The sequence below is a fragment of the Kitasatospora sp. NPDC028961 genome, assembly GCF_055564815.1.
Genome location: NZ_JBVHVO010000012.1, coordinates 139,216 through 163,903 on the forward strand (window position 1 = coordinate 139,216; position 24,688 = coordinate 163,903).

A 24,688-nucleotide genomic window follows, 5' to 3' on the forward strand; every position below is an offset into this window, starting at 1 on the left:
GTTGTGCGGGACTTATAGCTGCTAGGCAGTCCTCTCCCCCGCCCCATTCTCCCCCACCCCCCCCCCCCCCCCCCCCCCCCCCCGGCCCCCCCCCCCCCCCCCCCCCCCCCCCCCCCCCGCCACCGGGTGCCACTGCCTACAGTCGACCGTAGAGTTCAACCGGAAGCGCGGAGAAACCAGCGCACCGCCCCCACCACACCACCGAGGATGCAAGCCATGCACCGGGCACTGATCGTCGTCGACGTGCAGAACGACTTCTGCGAGGGCGGCAGCCTGGCCGTCGCCGGCGGGGCCGAGGTGGCCGCCGCGATCACCGACCTGATCGCCGAGTCCCCCGCCGGCTACCAGCACGTCCTCGCGACCCGCGACAACCACATCGATCCGGGCGACCACTTCTCCGACCACCCGGACTACGTCAACAGCTGGCCGGTGCACTGCGTGGCGGGCACCGAGGGCGTCGGCTTCCACCCCAACTTCGCGCCCTCCGTCACCTCCGGCGCGATCGAGGCGGTCTTCGACAAGGGCGCCTACGCGGCGGCGTACAGCGGATTCGAGGGCGTCGACGAGAACAACCGCGGCCCGATCGAGTGGCTGCGCGAGCGTCAGGTCAGCGAGGTCGACGTGGTCGGGCTCGCCACCGACCACTGCGTCAAGGCCACCGCGCTGGACGCCGTCCGGGCGGGCTTCGCGACCCGGATCCTGCTCGACCTCACGGCCGGTGTGTCGCCGCGGACCACCGCCGCCGCGCTGGAGGAGCTGCGGGCGGCCGGCGTCGAACTGGTCGGGACGCCGACGGTTCGGGGCTGAGCCCCGGAGCGGCGCCGGCTCACCGCTCGGTGACCAGCAGCTCCACCACGTCGGTGCCGCCCTGCCGGAAGGCCTCGCGCAGCTCGGCGCCGACGGCCTCCGGCTCGTCGGCCAGCCGCGCACCGGAGAGGTAGACCACCCGGACCCCGAGGTACTCCATCCGGTGCTGGCCGGCGCGCACCCAGGCGGCCTCCCCCTCGCTGACGCAGCGCAGCTCGGAGTCGACCTCCACCGCCACCCCCGACCGCGGCCAGTAGAGGTCCGGGACGGCGATGTAGGTGCCGCCGCGCATCCGCAGCTCGGGACCGGTCAGCGGGGCGGGCAGCAACCACTCGTCCAGCAGGGCGCCGACCCGCTCCAGCACCGCCTCCCGCTCGGCGGCCAGCAGTTCGTCCAGCGCGGCCCGCACCCGCAGGTCGGCGGCCAGCCCGGACTCGGTCAGCTCGGCGACCAACTCCCGGACCGTGCAGCGGATGCCGGGGCGCGCCACGGCCTCCCGCAGCACCGCGCGGACCGGCAGCGCGACGCCCTCGCCGAACTCCGGCGCGGCACCGTCCGCCGTCCACTCGCGCAGCGCGTCGGCGACCGCCCGGGCGACCGGCGCGCAGGCCAGGCCGTGCACCGAACTGGCGACCAACTCCCGCTCGGTGCGCCGGATCCGCACCCCGCCGGCGTCCTTCAGGCGGCGCTGGCGGGGCACCAGGACGTCCACCCCGGTGACGGCGGGCAGCCGGGGCACGGCGGCGAAGCCGTAGAGCGCCAGCGCGGCCGTCCCGGTGATCACCGCACCCTCCCGGCGGCCCTCCTCGCGCCCGTTCTGCGCGGCGTAGAGCAGGGCCGCCCACATCCGCTGCTCCGGGGTCGGCTCGGCGGACTGCAGGAGGTAGACCCTGGGCAGCAGCCGCTGCCAGGGGCCGCCGCGACGGCAGTGCTCGGTGACCACCCGGGCCGGCACGCCCCGGGCGCGCAGCTGGCTGGCGGTGATGACGTTCTGCTGACGCTTCGCCAGTTCCTCCAGGGAGGGCGGCGGCGAGGGGATCCGGTAGCTCATGCCGACACCATCCCCAACCGCCCGCACCGACCATCGGCCACCTGACGCACTGTTACCCAACCGTCGCGAAACCGGGACCAGCCCGCACTAAAGTCCTCATACCCTCACTCATTCGGCGTAATAGGCGTTCATATACTTGTCATCATTGATCGATGCCAATCGACCACCAGGGTGTCTGACCGTGCGTGACCAAGGGCATACGATGAAGCGCGTCCGGACGTCACTCCCACTCCCCGGATTGCCTACTCTTGGTGCATGTCACGTGACGAGACCGCCGGCCTCCGCGCGGCCCAGCTCCGCCTTGGCCGCCTGCCCGGATACGTCCGCCGGCCGGACCCGGCCCGCCGCAGCGGCGAACAGGGCCATACGTACAAAAAGGGCTGGGAGGTTCGCTTCACCGCCCGCAGCGAGGCGGAGATAGCCGAGATCCGCGACCTGGTGGTCGCCGCCGGATTCGCCCCCGCCAGGCCCTTCTTCAAGGGCCACCAGCTGATCCAGCCCGTCTACGGGATGGCCGCCGTCCAGGCCTACCTGGCCGCGAGACAGGCGGCCGAGGACCAGGCCGCCCGCACCGCGGTCGGCCGCGAACGACGGACCGACGACCCCACCGGGCCGGACCCGGCCGCCAGCGCGAGCGCCGGAGCCGCCGCGGCGGCGGCCGAACTGGCCCGGCGGCGGGCCGTCGAGGCATTTCCCGCCCAGCTCGGACGGGCCGCCGCGGCGGACGGCCGGATCACCACTTCGGAGGCCGGGCGCACCGGCTGACGTTCGCTCGGACGAGCGACCCGCGTCACGCGCCCGCGCGCCGGGCGCCGGAGCGCCACCGACACGGACAGGGCGGCCGGAGGGGGCCGGACCGCCCGCCCCGCCGCCTCGACCGCACCGACCGCACCGCTTCGGACCCGGTCCCGGTCCACCCGTCCCCACCGTCTCCGCACAGCACCGCACGGCCCCGCCCAGCACCGCACGGCCCCACCGGGCTGCACCGGGGACTCCGTCAGGCCCCATCCGGCCCCACGCGACCCCTCCCCGGCCGACCGGCTCCCACCCGGCACCGCCCCCCGGCGGCGCGAGCGCACCACCCCTTCGCCGACCCGCCCCGGGGACCGTCCGAACACCTGCCCAGGCCCGCCACGCGCGCGACCGGTTGCGCGCGTGCGGCTTCACGCCGATGGCGTGGACGTGAGCCGCCGAACCGCCTACGGTGGCTCATCAACCGCCCCGCGATTCCGTCGCCCCACCCCGCTGACCGGCCACGACGCACTCAGATCCGCGCCTGCCGCACCACTGCGCCCCACTCCACCACCGGCCCCGCGCCACCTTGCCGTCCGCTCGCCCGCATCCGGCCACCGCCGGAACCGGCCGAGCGGCGGTGCGTTCCGGGCATTCAATCCGATTGGTCACCCAGCGCACCGAGCGCCTACCGTAGAGTGAGCACAGATGATCGACCGTCAGAAGCCCATCTCACTTGCCGAGAAGCCGAGATGACCAACCGTCATGACAGCACCGCCGAGCCTCCCCCGGGGCTCGACGAACCGCCTGCCGTACCGCTGGAGTTCGCGGCCTTCTGCGAGCTGCACCGACCGCGGTACCTCAGCTACGCCCGGGTATGGCTGCCGGACCAGACCGAGGCGGCCGGCGCGGTCCAACAGGCCTTCGCCGAAATCGCCGTCCACTGGCGGGAGTTGCTGGGCAGCTCCAACCCCACGGCGCACGCCTGGCAGATCCTGCGCGGCACGGTCGGCGACCACACCCGCCGGCCCGGACCCGACCACCCGGCCGCCGACGACGACCTGGCGATCCTGCACTACGTGGTCGGCCTCGCCGCACCCGAGATCGCCGATGTCATCGGCACCGACACCGCCAGCGTGGCCGGCCGACTCCGCCGCACCATGCTGCGTGAGGCCTCCGGCTGGTGACCCCGGCCGAGCCCTCGCGCCGGGCCGCCGCGCCGCGCACCGGCGCCCGGACCCGCGACCGGTGGATCAGACCCGCTCGCCCGTCACGTCGTAGAGGTGGTGGACCGGGTCGTGGACCAGGTAGCGGGCGAACGACTCCACCGTGAAGCGCGCGCCGTCGCTGCGGTTGCCGGTGCGCCGCCACTGCTCGTCCGTGACCCGCTCGAAGGCGTCCGCCAGGATCCGCGCCGCCGCGGCCAGATCCGCCGCGACGGCGTCCGGCCGCTGCTCCCCGTAGCGTTCGGCGACGGCCGTCTCGTCCTGGTCCCAGTTCGGGAAGTCCGGGCCCTCCCGGTCGAGCATGAGGTTCAGCCGGACGTGGAACAGCCGGAAGACGTCCCGCACGTGGCAGGCGTACTCCAGGTCCGACCAGGTCTCCGGGCGGGGCCGCCGGCGCAGCGCCTCCCCGTCGCCGGCCAGGACCGCCACCCAGGCCTCCGCGTTGGCCCGGATCAGCCCGGGGACGGCCTCGCGGGCCACGGCCCCGGAGTCCAGGCCGCAGTCCGGGCAGGCCCGCTCCAGCACCCAGGTCCAGTCCTTGGTGTCCGGGACGACGGCGTCGGGGGTGTCGACGGTTCCGGGGGCGGCGGCCGGAGCCTTCGGGGCGGGGGCGTTCTCAGGGCTGGTCATGCGTCCAGGATGGCCGCGGGGAACGGCCCGCCACCAGCGGCCCGACCGCCAGCGACCGCCGACATCCTGCCAGCGCCGCACGGCCGCACCGCCCCGCTCAGCCGTCCCGCCCGGCTCAGCCGTTCCGCCCGGCCTCGTCCCGCTCGTACGCCTCCCGCGCCTCCAGCAGGCCGGCCAGGTTCCGGCGGCTCCAGTCGCAGAGCGCGTCCATCGGCTCCAGTAGCGTGCGGCCGAGCGGCGTCAGCGCGTACTCCACCCGGGGCGGGTTCTCGTCGTACTCGGTGCGGCTCACCGCGCCGTCCTGCTCCATCGCGCGCAAGGACTCGGCCAGCACCTTCGAGGTGATGCCGACCAGCGGCACCCGCAGCTCGGAGAAGCGGCGCGGGCCGCCCTCCAGACAGCGCATGATCCTCCAGGACCACTTCCTGCCGCCCAGCACCGGGATCGTCGGCACCGGGCAGTCCGGGTCGAAGAAGTCCGGGGGCAGCGGTTCGAGCACGGGCCGGGTCATGCCCCGAAGGTAGCCGACGCGGCGTCCGGCCGGCCCCGCGCCGGTACCGTTGAAGTAACCGGCACCCCCCGGTCTACCGTCCCGGCAACGGCGGGCGACAGCGCCCCCGGCGAGCGGACGGAGACCGCCATGAGCAGCACCGGCAAGCAGGTCGGAACAGACGTCATCGTGTTCGGCGCGGGCGGGCAGGTCGGGCGCGCCGTGGTCGCCGAGGCCCGGCGGCGCGGGCTGACCGTCACCGCCGCCGTGCGCGACCCCGAGCGCCACCGCGACCTCGCGGACACCGGCGCCGCCCTGGTCCGCTGCGACGTCACCGACGAGGCCGCCGTCGCCGCCGCGGCCCTCGGGCACACCGCCGCCGTCAGCACCGTGTACACCCCCGACGTGCCCTCCGTCCGGTTCTACCGGGCCACCACCGACGCCCTGGTGGCCGGCCTCGCCACGGCCGGGGTCCACCGCCTGGTCCACGTGGGCGTCGCCACCACGCTGGAGACCGCGCCCGGCACCGCCGTCCACGACGACCCCACGTTCCCCGAGGCCTACCGCGCCTTCTCGCTCGGCCACTCCGGCGCACTGGACCGGCTGCGCACGTCCGCCCCCGCGCTGGACTGGGTCGTCGTCACCCCGCCCCTCGACCTCGACCGCACCGCGCCCGGCACCGGCCGCTACCGGGTCGGCGGCCCGCGGGTCCTCGGCGAGCGGATCGCCCAGGCCGACCTCGCGGTGGCCGTGGTCGACGAGGCCGCCGCACCGGCGCACCACCGTGAGCAGATCGCCGTCGCGGCGTAGCCGGGGCCGCACGACGGGGTGGCGGCGCGCGGCCGGGCGCCGGGGGACTGGGTGTCGGGGCGGCCGGGCGTCGGCGCGACCGGGCGCCGGTGGACCGGGCGTCGCGCGGCGAAACCCCCTGGTCGGGCGGGGGTGCCCGGGTCCATGCTGGGCACCATGCTCATCCGCGAAGCCACCCCCGCCGACTGGCCGGCCATCTGGGCCTTCCTCCGCGAGATCGTCGCCGCCGGCGAGACCTACAGCTGGGACCGCGACACCACCGAGGACCGGGCCCGCGCGCTCTGGTGCAAACCCGCCCCCGGCCGCACCTTCGTCGCCGTCGACGAGGACGGCACCGTCCTGGGCACCGCCGAGAGCCACCCCAACCAGGCCGGCGGCGGCGCCCACGTCGCCAACGCGGGCTTCATGGTCGACCCCCGCCACTCCGGCCGGGGCGTCGCCCGCGCCCTCGCCGCCCACGTCCTCGACCAGGCCCGCGCCGACGGCTACCGCGCGATGCAGTTCAACGCCGTCGTGGAGACCAACACCCGTGCGGTGGCCCTCTGGGAGTCCCTGGGCTTCGAGATCCTCACCACCGTCCCCGAAGCCTTCCACCACCCCCGGAAGGGCTACGTCGGCCTGCACATCATGCACCGCCGGCTCTGAGGACGGCGCCCGCGCACACCCGGCTCACCACTGCGGCGGCTGCGGCGGGTACGGATAGGGGCTCGCCGCGACGGCCCGCCGCCGCTTCCGCGCCCGCGCCGCCAACCCCGCCGCCACCCCGGCGACCACCACCAGCAGCCCACCGGCCCCGAGCAGCGTGTACGTGACCCCCGCGTTCCCGCCCGCCCCCGCCACCGGCGCCGCCATCGGCGGCCCGGAGGCACCGTCGCCGGGCACCGCCCCGGAATCCGGCGGAGCCCCCTGCGACTCCGCCCGCCCGAGCAACGGATTGGCCCTGGGCCCGCCGTCCACCGCGGGATTCGCCTCCAGCGCCTTGGCCGGATCGACGATCCCGTACCCGTAATGCGCGTTCGGCACCGCCGACCCGTCCCCCGGCGCCGTCGCACTCTTGATCATCCGATTGATGACCTGCCCCGCCGAGAGCCCGGGATACTTCGACCTGATCAGCGCGGCGGTGGCGGAGACGTAGGCGGTGGCGTCGGAGGTGCCCTGGCCGACTCCGTAGGCCGATACCGACTTCGCCGTGGCGTGATAGACCTCCACACCCGGCGCGGCCAGCGTGGTCTCAGGTCCGAACGTCGACTTCTCCCACACCTTGCCCTGTTCATCGACCGCCGCCACCGCGACCACTCCCGGGAAGGCCGCCGGGTACTCCACAGGAGTGCCCTTGTCCCCGCTGTTTCCCGTGGCCGCCACGAGGACGACATCTTTGGAAGCCGCGTAGTCGACTGCGGAGCGCGCCTGCGAATCGAGTCGCGCAAATCCGACCGACATGTTGATGACCTTCGCCCCGTGATCCGCGGCGAACCTGATGGCCAGTGCGATGTCAGACTGCTGGAGCTCCGGGGACTCCCCGTCACTTCTGACCTTGATCGGGAGGATCTTCGACTTCGGCGCCAGACCCTCGATTCCGGCCTGGGAGCCATGCCCCACGCCTGCGATCAGGCTCGCCATCCCGGTCCCGTGGCCGTTCGTGTCCACCCGGCCGTCCGTCGTCCCGCCCGAGAAGTCAGCGCCGGGCAGCACCTGACCGGTGAGATCCTGATGGTCGTCCTTGACTCCGCTGTCGACGACGGCGACGACGATGCCGTCGCCCTGGCTGACCGGCCAGATCTTCACGTCAGCCTGGTACTTCTTCAGCGGCCACTGGGCGTCCCGGATCTGATCCGCGACCGCCGGGGAAGCTGCCGAACCCCACACCAGGGCTCCAGCAGCAAGCACGGCTGCCCCACGCCCTACTCGACTGCTCGTCAAGCCTGGTCACCCCACTCAGCGAAGCGTCCCGCAGGCCAGTGGCCCACGGGACGACCGGTCGTTCGGCCAGTCCCTTCGGACAGACCTCATTCCACCACGTTCGGATTGGTCGGCTTCTCCGACGCCCAGGTCTCCTCGTCCTCCACGAGGTAGTCGGGGCGCTTGCCGTCCTTGCCCTTGTCGTCCTTACGTCGTGTGTCACCGAACGGCACGCCGGGCCCCATGCCCCCCGCAGCGCTCCCTCCCGATTCGCCCCTGGCCGCCCGACTCCGGGCTCCGAGCCCGGAGCCGCCCTCGGTGAACGACTGCTTCGCCCCGGGCCCGCCGCTCGGTCGTCCTCCCTCGCCGACGATGCCTCCGCTCCGCCCCGGCACGGTCTCTCCGGGCTGGGGCCCCGCGGCAGGCCGGCCGGCCGCCCGGAAACCGCCCTCGTGGACCTCGCCGACACCGAACGCCTTGCCACCACGGGCTTCCGGCCGGCCGGGCGGGTTCGTCCGGCTGAACGGCCCCTTGCCCTGCGTCCCGTCCTTGCCCGGCGCCGCGGCCCTGCCCTGCACCTCCGCCTTGCCCTGCGGCTCGGCCTTGCCCTGGCCGCCGGCCGGCCTTCCATCCGTCGCACCCCTCACCAGTCCACCTCCGGTGGTGAGAGGCCCACTACCGGGACTGACACCGGTAGGACCGCCCGGAGTAACGGCGTGGGTGGTCTGGGTGCCACCCGACGGCGCGGGAAGAGTGGTCGGCGTGCCGTCGATCCCGGTCCCCGGACCGACGTGACCGACTGACGGAGGCTTGGGTACCGGCTGAGCGGTTCCCCCCTTGATCCCCGGATCGGTAGGGGCTGCCGGTACCGTCTTCGCCGCCACCGGCTTCGGGGCGGCCTGGTTCCCGGGCTTCTGGATCCGCGGCGCCGAGCCACTGTTGGGGGCCGGTGTGGACCCCGCGCCGACGAAGTTGGCGCCGGTCGTGAGGGCACTCAGAAACGGCGCACCCGCCGCATCGTCGGACGGGGTGACATCGCGAGTCTCCTCACGAAGCGGCCCCGGCTGGTAAGGCGGTGGTGGCTTCAGCATCGGGGTGGCGACGCGGTAGTGCATGGCGAGGGTCTGCATCACCGCGGCGGCTTCGAGTTTGCGCTGTTCGGCGATGGCCGTCCTGCTGTCCTCGTCGTCGTCGCCGAAGAGGGACGAGACGGTGTCGCCGATGCCGTCCTTGACCTGGTCCCAGCCGCTGGGTTCCTCGGGCATGTCGTGCTTGGCCTTGGCGATGGCCTCGGACATCGCCTTGAGGGTGTTGGCGGCGTCGTTGGCGTAGGAGGCCGCGTTGTTGATGGTGGCGGCGAGGTTGAGCATGCGGGTGTGGAAGGCGTCGCTGGTGGTGCCCTCCCAGCTGACGGCGGCCTCGGTGCTGGCCCGGGTGAGGGTGGCGCGGATGGCTTTGAGGGTGTCGGCGGCGCGGCGCCAGGGGTCGCCGGCGGCCATCACCTCTCCGGGGTTGAGGGCCTGGGCCATCTTCCGGAGTTCGGCGTGGCTGTAGTCGTTGAAGTTGGTGTACGTCATCGGCGGCCGCCTCCGTTCCCGCGGGGCTGTGCCCGGTCGGCGCTCATCGTTCGGACTTCCCGCCGTCGTGCCGGGGCGGCGCCACCGTGCGGGTGTAGGCGGCGGTGCTGGTGGCGGACGGTGCCGCCACCGACCAGCCGTCGTCGCCGAGTTTCAGCTTGCCAGCGGTGCGGTGTTCCTGCTCCTGGTAGTTGGTGGCGGTGAGTTCGGCCTTCTTCTGGGCCTCGTCGACGGCCTCCTGGAGCTGGTTGAGCACGTCGCGCAGGCCGTCGCGCATCGTCTGGTACCGGCCGTGCAGTTCGGTGGCCTCGGCGAAGGTGCCGAAGGAGGTCTTGCCGACGGCGCTCTGTCCGTGGGTGCGGGTGCCGTCGGCATGGCGTTCGAACTCGGCCAGCAGAAGCCGCACCTGGGCGGCGAAGGCCCGTAGTTGCTCGACTTCGACGCGGTAGCCGCCGCCGGCCCCGCCCGTCGATCCGGTCCCCGTTGACACGTCCGGCGCCTCCCCCGTGCGTCCGCCCCGCGCTGTCGTGCACAGCTCCGGGAGACACATGTCTAACACATGGGCGGGGCAAGCTGAACGGTGCTCGCGGCGAAGCAGTCGAGATGCTGGCGGACCGTCAGTTCACGGCTGTTCCAAGCTGTCGGGCGGCGAGGGCGCGGCGGCAGAGCGAGTCGGCGCGGCGGGTGGTCTCGGGCAGCCGGTAGTGCGGGGCGAGGGCCAGGGTGGTGGCGACCGCCTCGGACAGGCCGATCCGGTGGCCGACGGAGACGAACACCGGTTTGACGCCGGGCCTGGTCCGGACGGCGCGGCCGACCTCCTCCCCGGTGGCCGGGTCGGTGAGCGGGGTCCAGGCGCCGCGGGCGGCCCCGGGCTCGTGGTGGTCGAAGACGAACGGGGTCTTGGCGACGCCGAGTGTGCGCAGGCCGGTGAGCACGCCGAGGTGGCTGGCCAGGCCGAGGCGGCGCGGGTGGGCGAGGCCGTAGCCGTCGCAGACCACGGTGCCGGGGGTGCGGCGGAGGGCGGCCAGGGCGTCCAGCACGGCCGGGAGTTCACGGAAGGCGAGCAGGCCGGGCACGTAGGGGAAGGCGATCCGGCCGACGGCGGTCGACTCGTCGACGACGGCCAGGGTGTCGCGGTCCAGGACCACGGCGGCGGCGACCACGAGGTCCCGTTCGTCGTCGTAGGCGACGTCCACACCGGCGATCAGCGTGTCGTCGGCCTCGGTGCCGGCCCCCGGGCCGGGGCCGTACGGCTGGACGAGCGGGCGCAGCCGTTCCTGTTCGGCGAGCGCCTCGGCCTCGGTGGCGGGCCAGTCGGCGGGGATGGGCACGGAGGGTCTCCCCCTGGGGCGTCGGGTGTCAAGGAATGTGTCCCGGTCACCGTACCGAGTGGGGCGGACGACCCCGCAGTGAGCCTGTGCGCCCCCCGTGCCCCGGATCCGGCGGCTTAGGCTGCACTTACCGAACTGCCGTACTGGGTAGGAGTTGTGGAGAGGTTTCCAGCACCGGCACCGCTCCACCCCGCTTCCCGCCCGTTCCCCCGACGTGCGAAGGACCGATCGCCATGCCGCGCCCGACCACCGCTCAGTTCTGCCTCGGCACCTGCACCGTCGTCGCCGCCGCCGTGGCGCTGCTGGCCGTCTCGGGCGCCACGGGCGTCCTGGAGATCGCCGTGCTGGTGGGCTTCGCGCTCGCCCTCGGGACGCTGGTGACGCTGCTGTCGCTGTCCACCGCCGCGCAGCGCCGCACCAACGCCACGGCCGGCGCGACCGCCACGCCCGGCGCGGCACCCCTCCAAGCCGACGCCCCGGCCCCGGCCGGGCACGCGTACGCCCGGCAGCGCTGAGGCGGCACCACCGGGCGGTCCGGACAGCGGACGGGATCAGACCGTGGAGACCACCACGGTCTTCGCGGCCTTGTCGTGGAGGCACTGGCGGTACGGCTTGTCGAAGACGCCGAACAGGCCGTCGATCAGCCACCAGAGCGCCGCGCAGCAGATGACCGCAGGGAGGATGAAGACGGCGGCCCTGGTCCAGGCGGCGGCCGGTGGCGGCGTGCTGCCGTCGATCAGCATCGCGACCCTGATCTTCATGGCCTTCTTGCCGAGGGTCTGGCCGGCCCGGCTGAGCATCACGCCGTCATAGATCAGGTAGAGGCCGCAGGCCAGCCAGAACGCGCCGGCCTCGCCCGAGCGGTCGCTGAGCGTGGCGAAGGGCAGCACCAGGACGATCGCCACGATCTGCACCAGGACGTAGTCGATCACCTGCGCGAGGATCCGGTTCGGCCAGGTGCCGAGCGGCGGCATCCCGGGGACGGGCCCGGCGCCGGGCGTGCCGTGCCCCGCAGGCCCGTATCCGGGCGGCGGCTGGTCGGACGGCGGCCCGCCGTACGGGTCCTGCCCGTACGGCGGTCGCCCGTACGGCGAACCGCCGGGGGTGCCCCCGTAGTCGCCCCCGTACGCGCCGGGCCGGTCGCCGTAGGGGTTGCCGGGCGGCGGGGTCGAGGACGGCGGCGGGTTTCCGGACGGGTCCGACGGCGCACCTTCCGGCGTGCCGCCACCCGGGGACGGGGGCTGCTTGTCGAAGGAGGGCTGACCGCCCCCCTCCGGCTCGGAGCCTGAGGGGTTCTGGGTGCTCATTCACCGAGTAGAACATTGCAGATTGGCTAAGTTTCGGATATTTAGTCCGTTTCGCCCGGCAACCTCCGGCGGACCGCGGTCAGTCCCGGACCACCCGGGTGCCCGCCATCCGGTCGTGCCACCCGCGCCGGGCGGGGCGGTCGAACAGCGGCCAGACCAGGCCGAGCAGCAGCACCGCCGAGGCGTTCCGGGCCAGCCAGCGGGCCAGCGACCGGGCGAGGCTCAGCCGGCCCCGGGCGGCCGACGGAGCCGCGTCGACCACCCGGATCCGGACCAGGCGCTTGCCGAAGGTCTGCCCGGTGCGGGCGGTCGGCAGGACTTCGTAGAGCACCCCGACGAAGGCGAGGACGGCGAACAGGACGGCCACCTTGCCCAGCACCACCCCGTCCACCAGCCAGACGTCCACCTGGCGGCGGGTCAGCGCGCTGGCCATCCTGGCCTGGTCGAGCTTCTGCTGGACGTGGGACACCACGGAGTTGCCGAGCGGGATGGCGGTCGCGGTGGCGACCACGGCGAGGACGGCGGTGTCCACCAGCCGGGCGGCCAGCCGGCGTCCGAGCCCGGCGGGCAGCGGGGCCGGGGGACGACGGCGAGCCGGCCGGGGCGCGGCGGCCCCGGCCTTCGCCGGGTCGGCGAGCGCGCCCGGAGCGGGGGCTCCGACCGGCCCCGCGACCGGGGCGGCGGACGAGGTGATGAGGGTGCGGGGGACCGTGACGGCGGGCACCACCGCGACGGCCGACTCGGCCGCGGCTTCCGGCTCCGACCCCGACACCGGCTCGGGCTCCGGCCGCGACTCCGACACCGGCTCCGGCTCCGGCTCCGCAGCAGGCGCAGGCACCGACGCGGGCACCGGCACCGCCCCGGGAGCACGCCCGGCCACCGGCGCGGCGACGGGCTCCGCCCGCTCGCCGGACGCCTCGCCGGACGGACGCGCCGCACCCACCGCCCGATCCTCCGCCGGCCCGTCCGCGCCGGAGTCCGGCTCCGCCCCCGGCAGCACGCCCCAGGAGACCCAGCGCGGCGCACCGCCGGTCTCCATCAGGCCACGCTGCGCCCGCGGGTCGACCTGCCAGCCGACGGCCCCCGGCTCGCCCGCACGCTGCTCCTCGACCTCCTCGACGGCCCCGTCGGGCTCCCGCCCGGCGGCCCCGTCGTGGATCTCCCCGGCGCGCGCCGCCTCCCCACCGGCGACCGGTTGCGCCACCGCCGGACGTAGCGCCGCACGGGCCGCCAGCTGCGGCCCGACGCTGAACGACGCCCCACCCGCCGTCTGGTCCAGGTACACCGGCCCGGTCTCCCCGGCCACCCCGGCGATCGCCGGCACCGCGGGCGAGGGCACCGCACGCGAAGGCGCGACGGACGAAGGCGCGACGGACGGAGGTACAGCGGAAGACGGCACCGCGGACGACGGCGAATGGGCCTCCGGCGACGCCGGCGGCGGCACGAAGCGCGCCCCCGCCCCGGGCCCGACCCCCGCACCGCCCGCCACGCCGCCGCGGCGGGCCGCGAACCGGGGCGGCTGCAGCACCTCGCCCGCGGCCGGGGCCGGGCGGCTGGTGCCCGGCACCCACGCGGTACCGCCCCAGTAGCGCACGAAGCCGGGCACCGAGGGGTCGGGGTAGTACCCCGGGGTGGGGCCGACGGCCGTCTCCGCGCCGCCGGCGAAGGGCCGGTCCGTCATGGGGTCTTCTTTCTGGCAGGGCCGTTGCGGCGCAACCGGCGGGCGGACCACGCGACGGCGACTCGGGCGGCGGAGGTCGCTTCGCCCGTCGGCGCGCGCGAGGACACCGCCTCATTGGCGGACAGTCGCGGGGCAGTCACAAAGGGTAGTACCTCGGCGGCGCGAAGGTGGCAAGTTGCGCGATCGCCGGACAGACCGGGTCCGCCCGGGATAAGGAGGACGGCGCGCGTTCAGCGGACCCTCGCCCGCTCCCCCCACGGTCTCCACGGCCCGCCCACGCCCGCGGGAACTCCGCCAAGAAATCTCGGAAACATGTGTAAGAGCGCCCGCGACCCGCGCTCTCCAAGGTCACAGGGCCCGGAACCGGGCACGAACCGGAGTCAGAGAGGAACCCGATCATGGAGCGCGCGACGAGCGTGGTCGAGCACGAGCTGGAACTCAACCTGGTGCTCTCCCCCGAGCACAGCGTCCCCGTCCCGGCCCGGCTGTCCTACGGCAGCCACGACCCCTACGCGGTGCACATCACCTTCCACCTGGACACCGGCTCGCCGGTCACCTGGGTGTTCGCCCGCGAGCTGCTGGTGGAGGGCACCTTCCGGCCGTGCGGCCAGGGGGACGTGCGGATCTGGCCGACCCGCTCGGGCCGGCGCAGCGTGCTCTGCATGGCCCTGAGTTCGCCCGCCGGGGACGCCCTGCTGGAGGCCCCGCTGCCGGTGGTGGCCGCCTGGCTGGAGCGGGCGCACCGGCTGGTGCCGCCGGGCAGCGAACTGGCCGCGCTGGACATGGACGGGTCGCTCGCCGAGCTGCTCGCGTGAGCGACCGCGCCGCACGGCGCCGCCCCACCCCGGCCGCCCCGGCACCGGGCACTCCCGGGCGGGACAGCCCCGGACGCGGAACCCCCGGAAGCGGGACCCCCGCCCACGGCGGCCCCGGACGGAGCACCCCCGGGCCGGTGGGCCCGGGAGTCCCCGGCGACTCAGCGGGCCGCGGGGGCCTGCTGACGGTCGTGCGCGGGGCCCGGACGGCCGCCGCCGCTGCGCTGCCCGGGCAGCGGGACGAGCGGGGCGCCGGCGGCCCGCCGCCGCGCCCTTATCCGTAGCGCCGCGGCCAGCAGGAAGCAGATCCCGACGAGCGGGTAGACCGAGGCCGGGATCTGGCTGACCGCCGACAGGTGCAGGTCGAGGTCGCCGTGGTGCGGCACGACCCACATCCCGAACGAGAAGAAGGCGATCAGCGTCGCCCCGAAGGCCGCGCGCCAGCGCAGCCGGCGGACGACGGCCGGCCGGCCCTGCTCGACCGCGGCCTCGCAGGCGAGCAGCGCGAGCACGGGCACGCACCAGATCCAGTGGTGGGTCCAGCTGATCGGCGAGATCAGGACCGCGGTGACGGCGGCGCAGCAGACGCCCCACGCCTCGGCGCGCGGCAGCCAGCGGGAGCTGGAGGCCGCCCAGGCGGCGATGGCGAGGCCAAGCACCGCGATCACGGCGCCGGCCAGCGTCGCGACGGTCCCGGGCTCGGCGGTGTGCAGCAGCCGGGCGACGGCGCCGCGTACCGACTGGTTGTCGACGATCTCGGTCTTGCCGACCCGCGAGGAGTCGTACAGGTACTTGGTCCAGAAGCCCCAGGTGGCGTCGGGCAGGATCAGCGCACCGAGCAGGAAGGTCCCGAGGAAGGTGAAGCCGGCCACGAAGGCGGCCCGGATCCGGCCGGTGAGCAGCAGGTAGACGGCGAAGAGGCCGGGGGTGAGCTTGATGCCCGCGGCGATGCCGATCGCGACGCCCTTGCTGCGGCGGCCGTCGGGGCGGGTGAGGTCCCAGAGGATCAGGCAGGCCAGCGCGAGGTTGATCTGGCCGTAGCGCAGCGTGGTGAAGACCGGTTCGAGCCAGACGCCGCCGCCGGTGACCAGGATCACGCCGAGTGGGCGCAGTTCGCGGCGCGGCCAGCCGACCAGCTTGAACGACAGGTGGGTGAGCAGCGCGAGCAGCCCGAGGTTGCCGAGCGTGATCGCCACCCGCAGGAACGGCACCGGGAACCAGGTCGTCGGCACGAACAGCATCGCGGCGAACGGCGGGTAGGTGGCGGGCAGGTTCCACTCGGTGACCCGCAGCGCGTAGAGGTCGGTCCCGTCGGCGACGGCGCCGCCCTCCGCCCGGTAGACGATCATGTCGACCATCGAGGTGTGGACGAAGTGCCGCACCACGGCGTAGACCACCAGGGACAGCAGCGCCACGGCGGAGACGGCCAGCAACGGGCGGCGCGGTGCCTCCCGCAGGGCCCGCACGGGCGCGCCGAGGGCGTCCTTGAGGCGGTCCGACAGAGGTCCGGGCGCCGGGTCCGGTGCCGTCGGCACCACGCTGCGCTCGTCTTGCACCGCTGTCACTGTTCGCTCCGTCCACCGTTCGGCCAACCAGCGACGATACCGGATGCCCGGCGACCGGGCCCGGTCGAGCCGACTACGGAGCGTGATCGCCCGGGTGGAAGTGCACCCCGGCCGGCCGTACTCCGTTGCGGGCGGAGCACGGACGGCCGGGGTCCCGGGGAGGGGTCGTGGAGCTCAGCCGGCGTAGGCGCCGAGGGCCCGGGTGAAGTCCAGCGGCTGCTGGACGATGCTGCTGCAGCTCGCGTCGGCGTACGCCTTGGCACCGCCCGCGCACGCCTTGTCGCGGGTGCCGGACCACATCGCCAGCCAGGCCAGGTGCTTGGTCCCGGCGAACTCGGCGAGCTGCTTGGCGTCGGCGACGGTGAAGACCTCGCTGGCCACGTCGTTGACCCCGATCATCGGGGTGACCGCGACCTTGCGCCAGGCGGCCGCGTCGTCCAGCCCGAGCACGCTCTTGACCTGGGCCTGGGTGGCGGTGGCCGCGGCGATGGCGTACTTGCCCATCTGGCCCTGCGGGTTCGGGGCGACGCCGTCCCCGAAGTCCATCGCCATGATGTTGACCGCGCCGATCGCGACGCCGTTGCGCTTGGCGTCGGCCACCAGGTCGACGCCCTCCTGGGTCAGGCCGGAGGGCAGCGCGGGGAGGGTGAAGGAGACGTCCAGGGCCTTGCCCTTGGCGGCCGCGTTCTTCTGCAGCTGGGCGACGGCCTGGGCACGGCGGGTGTTGGCGGCGGTGTTGGCGATCGCGCCGCCCTCGACGTCGAAGTCGACCTTGGTCAGCCCGAAGGCGTCGACGGTCTTCTGGTACACGGCGGTCAGGTCGGTGGTGGTGGCGCAGGCGAGGGCCAGCTCGCTGCCGTTGGCGCCGCCGAAGGAGACCCGGACGTCGCCGCCGATCGCCCGCAGCGCGCCGATCTGGGCGGCCACCGCGTCGGCGGACAGCTCGCTGACGCCGCCCCACTTCGGGGTGCAGCCGCCGCCGGAGACCACGAAGGCGAGGGTGAAGTTCTTCACGCCGGTGGCCTTCGCGGTGGCGACCAGGTCGTACGGCGGGTAGAGCGAGGTGTCCACGTACGGCGCGAAGCCGGCGCCGGTGGCCGGGGCGGGCGTGCCGGTCGCGGTGGCGGTGGGCGCGGGGGTGGCGCTGGTGGTCGGCGCCGGGGTGGTCGGCCTGGTCGTGGCGGTGGGGCTCGGGGACGCGGTGGTGGGCCGGGCGGTGGCGGTGGCGGTGGGCGTCACGACGGGCGTGCCGGTCGGGGTCGGCGAGGTGCCGGGGGTGCCCGTCGGGCGGCCCGAGGGGGTGGGCACGGTGTCGCCGGCCTTGCAGGAGGCGTTGTTGATCAGGCAGTTGCCGGGCTCCGCCTGCGCGGCGCCGGCGCCCTGGGCGACGAAGCCGACCACCAGGCTCCGGCCGGGCTCCAACCGCTTGCTCCAGGCCTCGGGCTTGACGGTGACGTGCTGCCCGTCGGCGCTGAAGGTGGCGTTCCAGAGCGAGTCGATCTTCGCTCCGGCCGGCAGGTCGAAGGACAGCGTCCAGTCCTCGATCGCGCTGCCGGCCGGGTTGGTGACCAGGTACTGGCCGGTGTAGCCGGCGTCCCAGGCGCTGGTGCGGGTGTAGACGGCGCCGAGCGAGGCAGCGCTGGCCGAGGAGGCGAGGGCCACGACCGCGCCCGCGACCAGCGCGGCGGCGACGGCCGAGGAGGCGAGGACGACTCCCTTGCGGCTGCGTCGGCGGCGGCCCCGGCGGCGTTCGGGCTGGGTCGTCATGGGCGTACCTCCGTAGGGGGCGCCTCCCGCCCGGGGGGCGCGGGGGACGGCTGGGCCGGACGGGGTCGCGGCGGCCGGGCGCGGGTGGATGGACCCGTCGCGGGCGGCGTGACCCGGCTCGGTCGGGTGACCGGCGCGGATGACGCTAGTGGGGCGGGAGGGCCGGAAGGGGCCTGCTGAGCGAGGGGTACAGCTCTCTTAGGGCCCGCTTAAGGAAGAGGGGTGACACCGGTGCGCGGCACCGGTGCGCGGGGTCCCCGGCGCCGGGGACCGCTCAGCGCTGGAACAGCGTGCCGCGGCTGCGCCGGCGGCTGGCGCGGGCGGGGGCGCCGTCGGGGCGGGCCTGCAACCGCAGCCGGATCTCGGCGCCGCCGAGCCCCGCGGAGCGACCGAGCGCGAGGTCGCCGCCGGTGACCTCGGCGAGCTTGCGGGCGATGTCCAGGCCGAGGCCGGTGGAGCCCTCGCCGCCGTCGCCCTGCCCGCGCTCCAGGGCGGCCTCGGGGTCGGTGAAGCCCGGTCCGGCGTCGCCGACCAGCACGATCACCGAGCTGTCGGTGGCGAGCACGTCGACCGAGAACGCGGTGCCGACGGCGGTGTGGCGGAAGACGTTGCCGAGCAGGGCGTCGACGGCGGCGGCGAGGTCGCCGCGCTGGACGGACACGCCGGCGGGTTGGTCGGCACCGGCCAGCTGCCAGCGGCGCCCCTCGTCCTCGGCGAGCGCGGACCAGAAGCCGACCCGCTCCCGGATCACCTCGGCGGCGTCGCAGCCGACGGTGACGGCGGGCGCGTCCTCGGGCGCGCGCCGGGCCGAACGGATGATCTGGTCGACCTCGCGCTCCAGTTGGGAGACCGCGTGCCGGGTGGCGTCGGCCGCGTCGCCCTCGCCCAGCGACGCGGCGTTGAGCCGCAGCACGGTGAGCGGGGTGCGCAGCCGGTGCGACAGGTCGGCGGCCAACTCCCTTTCGGCGGCGAGCAACTGGACGACCCGGTCGGCCATCGTGTTGAACGCGTGGGCGGCTTCGCGCAGCTCCTCCGGGCTCCCGGCGGTCTGCCGGTCGTCGACGGGCACCCGGACGGCGAGGTTGCCGCCGCCGAGCGAGCGGGCCGCGGCGGCCAGCCGGCGGGCCGAGCCGACGATCCGGGTGCCCATCCGGTCGGCCACCAGCACCGAGATGGCGACCAGGGCGAGCGCGACCGCGGACAGCACCAGCCAGGCGGTGGAGACCCCGCGGGTGAGGTCGCCGTCGGCCACGAACACCTCGACCACGGCCGTCCGGCCGGTGTCGACGGCCACCGGCTGCAGGAGGGCGAAGCCGCCGGGCACCTCGACGGTGAACGAGCGGCCCTGGCCGCCGGCGGTGCCCACGTCGGCGGCCAGCGCACGGGCCTCGCCGATGGTCGCCCCGCCGTCCGGCCCGACCATCGGCGCTCCGGCGGAGGTCGCTTCGGTGGGCAAAGAGGACGGCAGCGGGTTCGGCAGCGGGTTCGGCGGCGGCGAGGGCGAGTCCGCGGCCGGCACCGGGCCCGGGGCCGGCAGATGGACCGCCATCCGCCCCTGCGCACCGGCGTCGGTACTGGCCACCGCACGGGCGATGGCGCCCTGGTCGGTGGTGATGGCGAGGGCCGGGCCGAGCGCCGCCGCCTGCCGTTCGGCCGCGGTGAACGCCCGGTCCCGCGCGGTCTGTTGGACCATCAGCCCGAGCGGGATGAGAAAGGCCAGCGCGACCATGGTGGTCCCGGCCACCGCGGCCTTGATCAGGGCCCAGCGCAACGAGTGCCCGAACCGCCTCACGCCCGGCCCTCCGTGGGGGCGGGGCCGGGCCCCGCCGGGTGCCCGGTCGCCTCCAACCGGACGCCGACGCCGCGCACGGTGTGCAGGTAGCGGGGGTTGGAGGCGGTCTCGCCGAGCTTGCGGCGCAGCCAGGAGAGGTGGACGTCGATGGTCTGGTCGCCGCCGTAGGTCTGGCGCCACACTTCGGCCAGGATCTCCTTGCGCGGCACGACCACGCCGGGGCGGGCGGCGAGGAAGGCCAGCAGGTCGAACTCGCGGCGGGTCAGGTCGAGCGCCCGGCCGTCCAGGGTGGCCTCGCGGCGCTGGAGGTCGATGGCGAGCCCGCCGACCCGGAGCACCTGGGTGACCGGGGCCGTCCCGCCGCCGAGGCGGCGCAGTACGGCGGCCATCCGGGCGCTGAGGTGTTCCCCGGAGAAAGGTTTCACCAGGTAGTCGTCGGCGCCGTCGTTGAGCAGCCGGACGATCTCGGCCTCGTCGTCCCGGGCGGTGGAGATGATCACCGGCACGTTGGTCAGGCCACGGATCATCTTGAGCGCCTCGCTGCCGTCCAGATCGGGCAGGCCGAGATCGAGGATCACCAGGTCGCAGCCGACCTGGGCCACCTCGCGCAACGCCTCAAGTGCCGTGCCCACACTGCGGACCGCGTGACCGGTGTCGGCCAGATGCCGGATGAGGGCGGAGCGTACGAAGGGGTCGTCCTCGACCACGAGCACTGTTGCCATGGGGCTGCACGGTACGCCATCGGCGTGCGGTGGTCTGTACCTCGGGGTGGGTCCGGGAGGGGCCGCCGGACGGCTCCGGACCGATTCGCTCCGTCCCCTGGTGTTTTGTGCAAGTTGCCTGCTGAATAGCAGGGCTGCCCACCTGCGGCGGCCCCGAATACGGCAGGATGTGCGCACGATGCGGAACGGACTGGTACAGCTCGGCGCCTGGGCGGCGGCCACCGGGGCGGCGGTGGCGCTGTCCTGGTTCGGCGTGCACGCGGTGCTGACCGGCGCCGCGTTCGAGCAGCCGACGGCGCTGCCGCTGCCGTCCCCGGCCGCCGGCGGAGCACGCTCCCCGGTCGCGTCGGCGCCGGTTCCGACGCCGCCCCAGGAGCCGTCCGCGCCCCGGCCGGAGAGCTCCGGCCCGACGCCCGCGCCGGCCTCGTCGACCACCCAGCGCGGTGCGGCGGCGCCCGGTACCCCGCCCGCGTCACGCCGTCCCGCGCCCACCACCGCCACGACGACCGCGGCCGCCGCCGCGACCGCCACGTCCACCGTGCGCAGTTACCCCGTCCCCGGCGGCAAGGTGGCCCTGGACATCCGGCCGGACAACGCCTCGCTGGTCTCCGCCACCCCGGACCCGGGCTGGCAGATGCAGGTCTGGAACGGCCCGCAGTGGATGCGGGTGGACTTCACCAAGGGCGACCAGGCCAACTCGGTCTTCGTCGCCTGGAACGGCCACCCGCCGACGGTGGAGACGGTCGTCCGCTGACCGCCGTCCGCCCGGCGGTCCCCCGGGCGGTCACCACCGGTCGAAGGGGACGTACCCGGGCAGGTACGGGCCCCGGTAGCGGGAGCGGTCGACCAGGGTGTGCCGGGTGCCGCCGGGCACCCCGATCGCGGCCAGCACCACCACCCCGTACCGGTCGTGCGCCTCGTAGGGCTCGGCGAGCGAGCTGGCGCCCCGGTCCACCGCGTAGTCGTAGGCGTAGTGGACGTCCGGAACGCCGACGGCGAGGTCGAGCACCCCGTCGCCGTGCCGGGCCAGGTGGCCGGCCAGCTCCCGGCCCCGCGGCCCGATCACCTGGACCAGCGAGGTCAGCACGAACCTGGTCCCGGGTGCGCGCAGCACGTAGGAGACGGTCTCCGGCTCGCCGGTGTCGGGCCCGGCGTAGGCGGTACAGCGCAGGCCGAGCGCCGTGGCGTAGCGGCGTGCCGCACGCTCCGCGTCGGCGACGGCGAAGACCACCGCGTCGGCGTGCCCCATCGGGACGAGGTCGGGCTCCTCCAGGCCCGCGGTGAACAGCAGGGGTTCGGCGGCGGTGTCGGTCATGACGGCCCTCCCGGTGGGCGTGCGCAACCACGGTCTGCCCCGCGGGCCGGTGTGGGGACCGGCTCACGGGGTTGTGGCTGGAGGGTGGCGCCGGGCCGACCGGCGCGCAACTGTTCCGTTTCCTCCTGGTCAAGGTGTGCGCCGGGGCGGGAGAATCGGCCGCACCGCTGTACAGAATGCCCACCGGAGGACGGAGCCCCGCGATGCCCCCCGCCCACTCCCCGAGTTCCCCGAACTCCACCGAATCGCCCAACTCCACACCTGGGCAAGCGTCTTCGGCCGCCGCGCCGGGTACCGCCAACGACGCGATCGACGTCCTGGACGGCCGGCTGATCCGGCTGCTGGCGGAGGAGCCGCGGATCGGCGTGCTGGAGTGCTCGCGCCGCCTCCAGGTGGCCCGGGGCACCGTCCAGGCGCGGCTGGACCGGCTCCAGGCCAAGGGGGTGATCGGCGGCTTCGGGCCCGAGGTGGACCCGGCCGCGCTCGGCTACCCGGTGACGGCCTTCGCCACGCTGGAGATCTCCCAGGGCCAGGGCGCCGACGTGCGGGCCCACCTGGCGGCGGTGCCGGAGGTCCTGGAGCTGCACACGATCACCGGGCACGGGGACATGATGGTGCGGATCGTGGCCCGGTCCAACGCCGATCTGCAGCGCGTGATCGACCGGGTGGTGGGGTTCGACGGGATCGTCCGCTCCTCGACGGCCATCGCGCTGGAGAACCCGGTGCCGTACCGGATCCTGCCGCTGGTGGACCAGGCCGCGGCCGAGTAGCCCGTCCGGTCCGGCCCCGGCGGTGCCTGCCGGACCTCAGCAGGTGGGGACGGTCCCGCCGCCGCGCAGCGCGTCCAGCGCGGAGATCGACTCGCTCAGCGTGCCCACCGGCACCAGCCGCAGACCGTCGGGCAGGTTGACCTTGGCGTCCGCGCACTCGTCCTTGGGCAGCAGGAACACCGTCGCGCCGTCCCGGGCCGCCGCCTGGGTCTTCAGCGGCACGCCGCCGACCGGGCCGATGACGCCCTGGTCGTCGATGGTGCCGGTCCCCGCGACCGTCAGCCCGCCGGTGAGGTCGCCGCCCTTGCCGTCGCCGGCCAGCTTGTCGACGATGCCCAGCGCCAGCATCTGGCCCGCGCTCGGGCCGCCGATGTCACCGAGGTCGACCTTCACCTTCACCTGCGCGGGCGAGAGGTGGAGGTAGGAGAGCGCGGCCGTGGTGGCGCTGTCCTGCGACTCGGTCATCTGCTGGGCCGTCACCTCCTGCGCCTTGGCCGGATCGCCCTGCGGGTAGACCGTCTCGGTCGGCCGGACCGCCTCGTCCTGGTCGAACCAGGCCCGCAGCGACCGCCAGAAGGTGGTGCGGTCCCCCGGATTGGTCGCCGAGATGGTCACCATCCGCAGCTCCCCGTCGGTGGTGCGCACCGGCGCTCCGGTGACGGTCAGCACCGGCTGGTCCTGGTAGCTGCCGAGGGTGTCCGCGGTGACCCCCGGCCAGGTGAGCGTGTACGGCAGCGGGACGAAGGCCGCCACGCCGAACAGCGCGGCGACCAGCACCCCGCACAGCGCCAGCGCACGGGTGCGGGGGGCGGTCAGGGCCTTGGGCAGCTTGGTGTCGGACACAGAGGCATCCAAACACACCCGGCGCTATCGCAGGGCGTCGGCGACCTCGGTCGCCGCCTCCACCACCCGGGGGCCGACCCGCTCGGGGACGAGCCCGTTCAGCATCACCACGCCGACGCTGCCCTCGATCCCGCTCAGCCCGACCAGTGCGGCGGCCGCGCCGCTCGCACCCGACTGCTCCTCCGCACGGGTGATGACGAAACCTGACTCCGGACGGCGCTGGCTGGGGAAGCCGCGCGCCTCCAGGATCGCCCGCCCGGCGGCGCTCTCCCCCAGCGGGTGGCGCAGCCCGGTCCGGTAGGCGACGTGGAAGTCCGTCCAGCTGGGCTCGACCACGGCGACGGCCAGCGCCTCGTTGCCGTCGACCAGGGTGAGGTGGGCGGTGGCGCCGAGGTCCTCGGCCAGGCTGCGCAGGGCCGGCAGCGCCGCCTCGCGCAGCAGCGGGTGCACCCGGTGGGCCAGCCGCAGCACGCCCAGGCCCACCCGGGCCCGGCCGCCGATGTCGCGGCGGACCAGCCCGTGCTGCTCCAGCGTGGCCAGCAGCCGGTAGACGACGGTCCGGTTGACCGCGAGGCGGGCGGCGAGCTCGGTGACGGTGAGCCCGCGTTCCGAGTCGGCGAGGAGTTTGAGGACCCGGACGCCCCGGTCCAGGGTCTGGGAGGTCTCTGCAGTCACGACGCGCATGTCCTTTCCGCGGCGGCCGCCGGAGCGGCGGCGCCGGTCCGGGACTCAGGTGTCGCGCGCAGGTGGGTGGCCGCGCTCGGGCCGCGGTGTGTCGTCCTTGACGTCCTGGCGGTCCTGCAGCGCCCGTCCCGACGGGGGTTACCCGACGGGGGAGCGTGTGGGAAAGGTAGTGAAGGAATTGTCGCGGCGGAAGTGGTTGTCCAAAATTCGGGCATGATCGATTTCGTCACGCATGACGAACCGGGACAAAGGCCCACAATTCACGGCCCTGGACTGGGCACAAGTTCGACCACAGTCCGAAGTTCGGACAGTGCCCGCCGCGGCGGGGGCCGCTCGCCGGGCGCGGCTCGGAGCAGGTGGCGGCTCAGAGCAGGGCGCGGCTCAGAGCAGGTTGCGCAGCACCGTCCAGGCCACCGCGGTGCCCAGCACCACCGCCGTGCCGCCCCGGCCGAGCGTCGGCCGCCAGCTCCGGCCGGCCAGGCCGTGCCGCAGCCAGGTGAGGTAGAGCAGCGCGACCAGCGGCAGCGAGAGCAACAGCGCCGCGTTGTCGTGCCAGGCCGCCGCGAGGTCGCCGTGCAGCAGGTCGTACGTCATCCGGGTGCCGCCGCAGCCGGGGCAGTCCAGCCCGGTGACCTTGTGCCAGGGGCAGAACGGCAGCAGCTGCCCGGGCAGGTGCGGGTCGCGCGACCACAGGTAGGCGCAGCCGGCCAGGCCGCCGCCGAGCACCGCCAGCGGCGGTCCCGCGGTGCGCAGCCGGGCCGGGAGGGGCAGCCGGGCGAGGAGCGGCAGCCGGGGGGCGGGGCCGTCGGCCCCGGGCACGGCGAAGCCGCCCCGGCCGGAGCCGGGGCGGCGCGCCGCGAATGGCCTGGGCAAG

26 protein-coding genes are annotated in these 24,688 nt (G+C 74.8%); 9 read left to right on the plus strand and 17 right to left on the minus strand.

Annotation, left to right across the window (positions count from 1 at the left end; translation table 11 throughout):
* The first annotated feature begins 216 nt into the window (after positions 1 to 216).
* On the plus strand, positions 217 to 807 hold the full coding sequence (locus ACZ4UX_RS21805) for an isochorismatase family protein (RefSeq protein ID WP_329487842.1): 591 nt from the start codon (positions 217 to 219) through the stop codon (positions 805 to 807).
* A gap of 19 nt (positions 808 to 826) precedes the next feature.
* On the opposite strand, the gene ACZ4UX_RS21810 is transcribed toward ACZ4UX_RS21805, so the two are convergent.
* A complete protein-coding gene (locus ACZ4UX_RS21810) occupies positions 827 to 1,858 on the minus strand; it encodes a hypothetical protein (RefSeq protein WP_329487843.1) in 1,032 nt (343 codons plus the stop codon).
* 255 nt (positions 1,859 to 2,113) lie between these two features.
* On the opposite strand from ACZ4UX_RS21810, the gene ACZ4UX_RS21815 reads away from it, so the two are divergent.
* Positions 2,114 to 2,623, plus strand: a complete 510-nt coding sequence (locus ACZ4UX_RS21815) for a hypothetical protein (protein ID WP_465707863.1) — start codon at positions 2,114 to 2,116, stop codon at positions 2,621 to 2,623.
* A gap of 719 nt (positions 2,624 to 3,342) precedes the next feature.
* Complete coding sequence (locus tag ACZ4UX_RS21820; protein ID WP_352293205.1) at positions 3,343 to 3,777, plus strand: RNA polymerase sigma factor; 435 nt, start codon at positions 3,343 to 3,345, stop codon at positions 3,775 to 3,777.
* Between the two features lie 66 nt (positions 3,778 to 3,843).
* On the opposite strand, the gene ACZ4UX_RS21825 is transcribed toward ACZ4UX_RS21820, so the two are convergent.
* Positions 3,844 to 4,446 carry a DinB family protein gene (locus ACZ4UX_RS21825; RefSeq protein ID WP_465707864.1) on the minus strand — a complete coding sequence of 201 codons (603 nt, stop codon included), beginning with the start codon at positions 4,444 to 4,446 and terminating at the stop codon, positions 3,844 to 3,846.
* A gap of 115 nt (positions 4,447 to 4,561) precedes the next feature.
* Positions 4,562 to 4,957 carry a winged helix-turn-helix transcriptional regulator gene (locus ACZ4UX_RS21830; protein ID WP_352293209.1) on the minus strand — a complete coding sequence of 132 codons (396 nt, stop codon included), beginning with the start codon at positions 4,955 to 4,957 and terminating at the stop codon, positions 4,562 to 4,564.
* Positions 4,958 to 5,086: 129 nt separating this feature from the next.
* Between ACZ4UX_RS21830 and ACZ4UX_RS21835 the strand changes: the two genes are divergently transcribed.
* Both ACZ4UX_RS21835 and ACZ4UX_RS21840 read left to right on the plus strand, forming a co-directional pair.
* Complete coding sequence (locus ACZ4UX_RS21835) at positions 5,087 to 5,746, plus strand: NAD(P)-dependent oxidoreductase (RefSeq protein WP_465707865.1); 660 nt, start codon at positions 5,087 to 5,089, stop codon at positions 5,744 to 5,746.
* Positions 5,747 to 5,902: 156 nt separating this feature from the next.
* Positions 5,903 to 6,391, plus strand: a complete 489-nt coding sequence (locus ACZ4UX_RS21840) for a GNAT family N-acetyltransferase (RefSeq protein ID WP_465707866.1) — start codon at positions 5,903 to 5,905, stop codon at positions 6,389 to 6,391.
* 24 nt (positions 6,392 to 6,415) lie between these two features.
* On the opposite strand, the gene mycP is transcribed toward ACZ4UX_RS21840, so the two are convergent.
* From mycP to ACZ4UX_RS21860, 4 genes are all read right to left on the minus strand, one after another.
* The gene (mycP, locus tag ACZ4UX_RS21845; protein WP_465707867.1) at positions 6,416 to 7,531 is read right to left on the minus strand and encodes a type VII secretion-associated serine protease mycosin; all 1,116 of its coding nucleotides are present in this window, start codon (positions 7,529 to 7,531) and stop codon (positions 6,416 to 6,418) included.
* Between the two features lie 221 nt (positions 7,532 to 7,752).
* Positions 7,753 to 9,222 carry a WXG100 family type VII secretion target gene (locus ACZ4UX_RS21850; protein WP_465707868.1) on the minus strand — a complete coding sequence of 490 codons (1,470 nt, stop codon included), beginning with the start codon at positions 9,220 to 9,222 and terminating at the stop codon, positions 7,753 to 7,755.
* Between the two features lie 43 nt (positions 9,223 to 9,265).
* On the minus strand, positions 9,266 to 9,712 hold the full coding sequence (locus tag ACZ4UX_RS21855) for a hypothetical protein (protein ID WP_329487850.1): 447 nt from the start codon (positions 9,710 to 9,712) through the stop codon (positions 9,266 to 9,268).
* 127 nt (positions 9,713 to 9,839) lie between these two features.
* Positions 9,840 to 10,553, minus strand: a complete 714-nt coding sequence (locus tag ACZ4UX_RS21860) for an endonuclease V (RefSeq protein WP_465707869.1) — start codon at positions 10,551 to 10,553, stop codon at positions 9,840 to 9,842.
* Positions 10,554 to 10,786: 233 nt separating this feature from the next.
* Here ACZ4UX_RS21860 and ACZ4UX_RS21865 point away from each other — a divergent pair, with 233 nt between their 5' ends.
* Positions 10,787 to 11,068, plus strand: coding sequence for a hypothetical protein (locus ACZ4UX_RS21865; protein ID WP_465707870.1), 282 nt, complete (start codon positions 10,787 to 10,789; stop codon positions 11,066 to 11,068).
* A 36-nt stretch (positions 11,069 to 11,104) separates the two neighbouring features.
* On the opposite strand, the gene ACZ4UX_RS21870 is transcribed toward ACZ4UX_RS21865, so the two are convergent.
* Both ACZ4UX_RS21870 and ACZ4UX_RS21875 read right to left on the minus strand, forming a co-directional pair.
* On the minus strand, positions 11,105 to 11,860 hold the full coding sequence (locus tag ACZ4UX_RS21870) for an RDD family protein (RefSeq protein WP_465707871.1): 756 nt from the start codon (positions 11,858 to 11,860) through the stop codon (positions 11,105 to 11,107).
* 79 nt (positions 11,861 to 11,939) lie between these two features.
* A complete protein-coding gene (locus tag ACZ4UX_RS21875; protein ID WP_465707872.1) occupies positions 11,940 to 13,541 on the minus strand; it encodes an RDD family protein in 1,602 nt (533 codons plus the stop codon).
* 398 nt (positions 13,542 to 13,939) lie between these two features.
* Between ACZ4UX_RS21875 and ACZ4UX_RS21880 the strand changes: the two genes are divergently transcribed.
* Positions 13,940 to 14,356, plus strand: a complete 417-nt coding sequence (locus ACZ4UX_RS21880; protein ID WP_352293229.1) for an SsgA family sporulation/cell division regulator — start codon at positions 13,940 to 13,942, stop codon at positions 14,354 to 14,356.
* 161 nt (positions 14,357 to 14,517) lie between these two features.
* Here the strand turns inward: ACZ4UX_RS21880 and ACZ4UX_RS21885 are convergent, their stop codons facing one another.
* The 4 genes from ACZ4UX_RS21885 to ACZ4UX_RS21900 form a co-directional block, all read right to left on the minus strand.
* A complete protein-coding gene (locus ACZ4UX_RS21885; protein WP_465707873.1) occupies positions 14,518 to 15,921 on the minus strand; it encodes a glycosyltransferase 87 family protein in 1,404 nt (467 codons plus the stop codon).
* A 174-nt stretch (positions 15,922 to 16,095) separates the two neighbouring features.
* Positions 16,096 to 17,688 (minus strand): glycoside hydrolase family 18 protein, encoded by a 1,593-nt coding sequence (locus ACZ4UX_RS21890; protein WP_465707874.1) that lies wholly within the window; start codon positions 17,686 to 17,688, stop codon positions 16,096 to 16,098.
* Between the two features lie 274 nt (positions 17,689 to 17,962).
* Positions 17,963 to 19,459: a HAMP domain-containing sensor histidine kinase gene (locus ACZ4UX_RS21895; RefSeq protein ID WP_465707904.1), complete on the minus strand. Its 1,497-nt coding sequence runs from the start codon at positions 19,457 to 19,459 to the stop codon at positions 17,963 to 17,965.
* Positions 19,460 to 19,476: 17 nt separating this feature from the next.
* On the minus strand, positions 19,477 to 20,202 hold the full coding sequence (locus ACZ4UX_RS21900) for a response regulator transcription factor (RefSeq protein WP_329487858.1): 726 nt from the start codon (positions 20,200 to 20,202) through the stop codon (positions 19,477 to 19,479).
* 178 nt (positions 20,203 to 20,380) lie between these two features.
* Here ACZ4UX_RS21900 and ACZ4UX_RS21905 point away from each other — a divergent pair, with 178 nt between their 5' ends.
* The gene (locus tag ACZ4UX_RS21905; protein WP_465707876.1) at positions 20,381 to 20,956 is read left to right on the plus strand and encodes a hypothetical protein; all 576 of its coding nucleotides are present in this window, start codon (positions 20,381 to 20,383) and stop codon (positions 20,954 to 20,956) included.
* A gap of 30 nt (positions 20,957 to 20,986) precedes the next feature.
* Here the strand turns inward: ACZ4UX_RS21905 and ACZ4UX_RS21910 are convergent, their stop codons facing one another.
* Positions 20,987 to 21,517, minus strand: a complete 531-nt coding sequence (locus ACZ4UX_RS21910) for a VOC family protein (RefSeq protein ID WP_329487860.1) — start codon at positions 21,515 to 21,517, stop codon at positions 20,987 to 20,989.
* A gap of 203 nt (positions 21,518 to 21,720) precedes the next feature.
* Between ACZ4UX_RS21910 and ACZ4UX_RS21915 the strand changes: the two genes are divergently transcribed.
* Positions 21,721 to 22,287, plus strand: a complete 567-nt coding sequence (locus ACZ4UX_RS21915; RefSeq protein ID WP_329487861.1) for an Lrp/AsnC family transcriptional regulator — start codon at positions 21,721 to 21,723, stop codon at positions 22,285 to 22,287.
* Positions 22,288 to 22,323: 36 nt separating this feature from the next.
* Here ACZ4UX_RS21915 and ACZ4UX_RS21920 read toward each other — a convergent pair whose 3' ends face one another.
* From ACZ4UX_RS21920 to ACZ4UX_RS21930, 3 genes are all read right to left on the minus strand, one after another.
* On the minus strand, positions 22,324 to 23,130 hold the full coding sequence (locus ACZ4UX_RS21920; protein WP_465707877.1) for a S16 family serine protease: 807 nt from the start codon (positions 23,128 to 23,130) through the stop codon (positions 22,324 to 22,326).
* Positions 23,131 to 23,154: 24 nt separating this feature from the next.
* On the minus strand, positions 23,155 to 23,805 hold the full coding sequence (locus ACZ4UX_RS21925; protein ID WP_329487863.1) for an IclR family transcriptional regulator: 651 nt from the start codon (positions 23,803 to 23,805) through the stop codon (positions 23,155 to 23,157).
* A 390-nt stretch (positions 23,806 to 24,195) separates the two neighbouring features.
* Positions 24,196 to 24,687, minus strand: a complete 492-nt coding sequence (locus ACZ4UX_RS21930) for a DUF2752 domain-containing protein (RefSeq protein WP_465606240.1) — start codon at positions 24,685 to 24,687, stop codon at positions 24,196 to 24,198.
* Position 24,688: the final 1 nt, after the last annotated feature.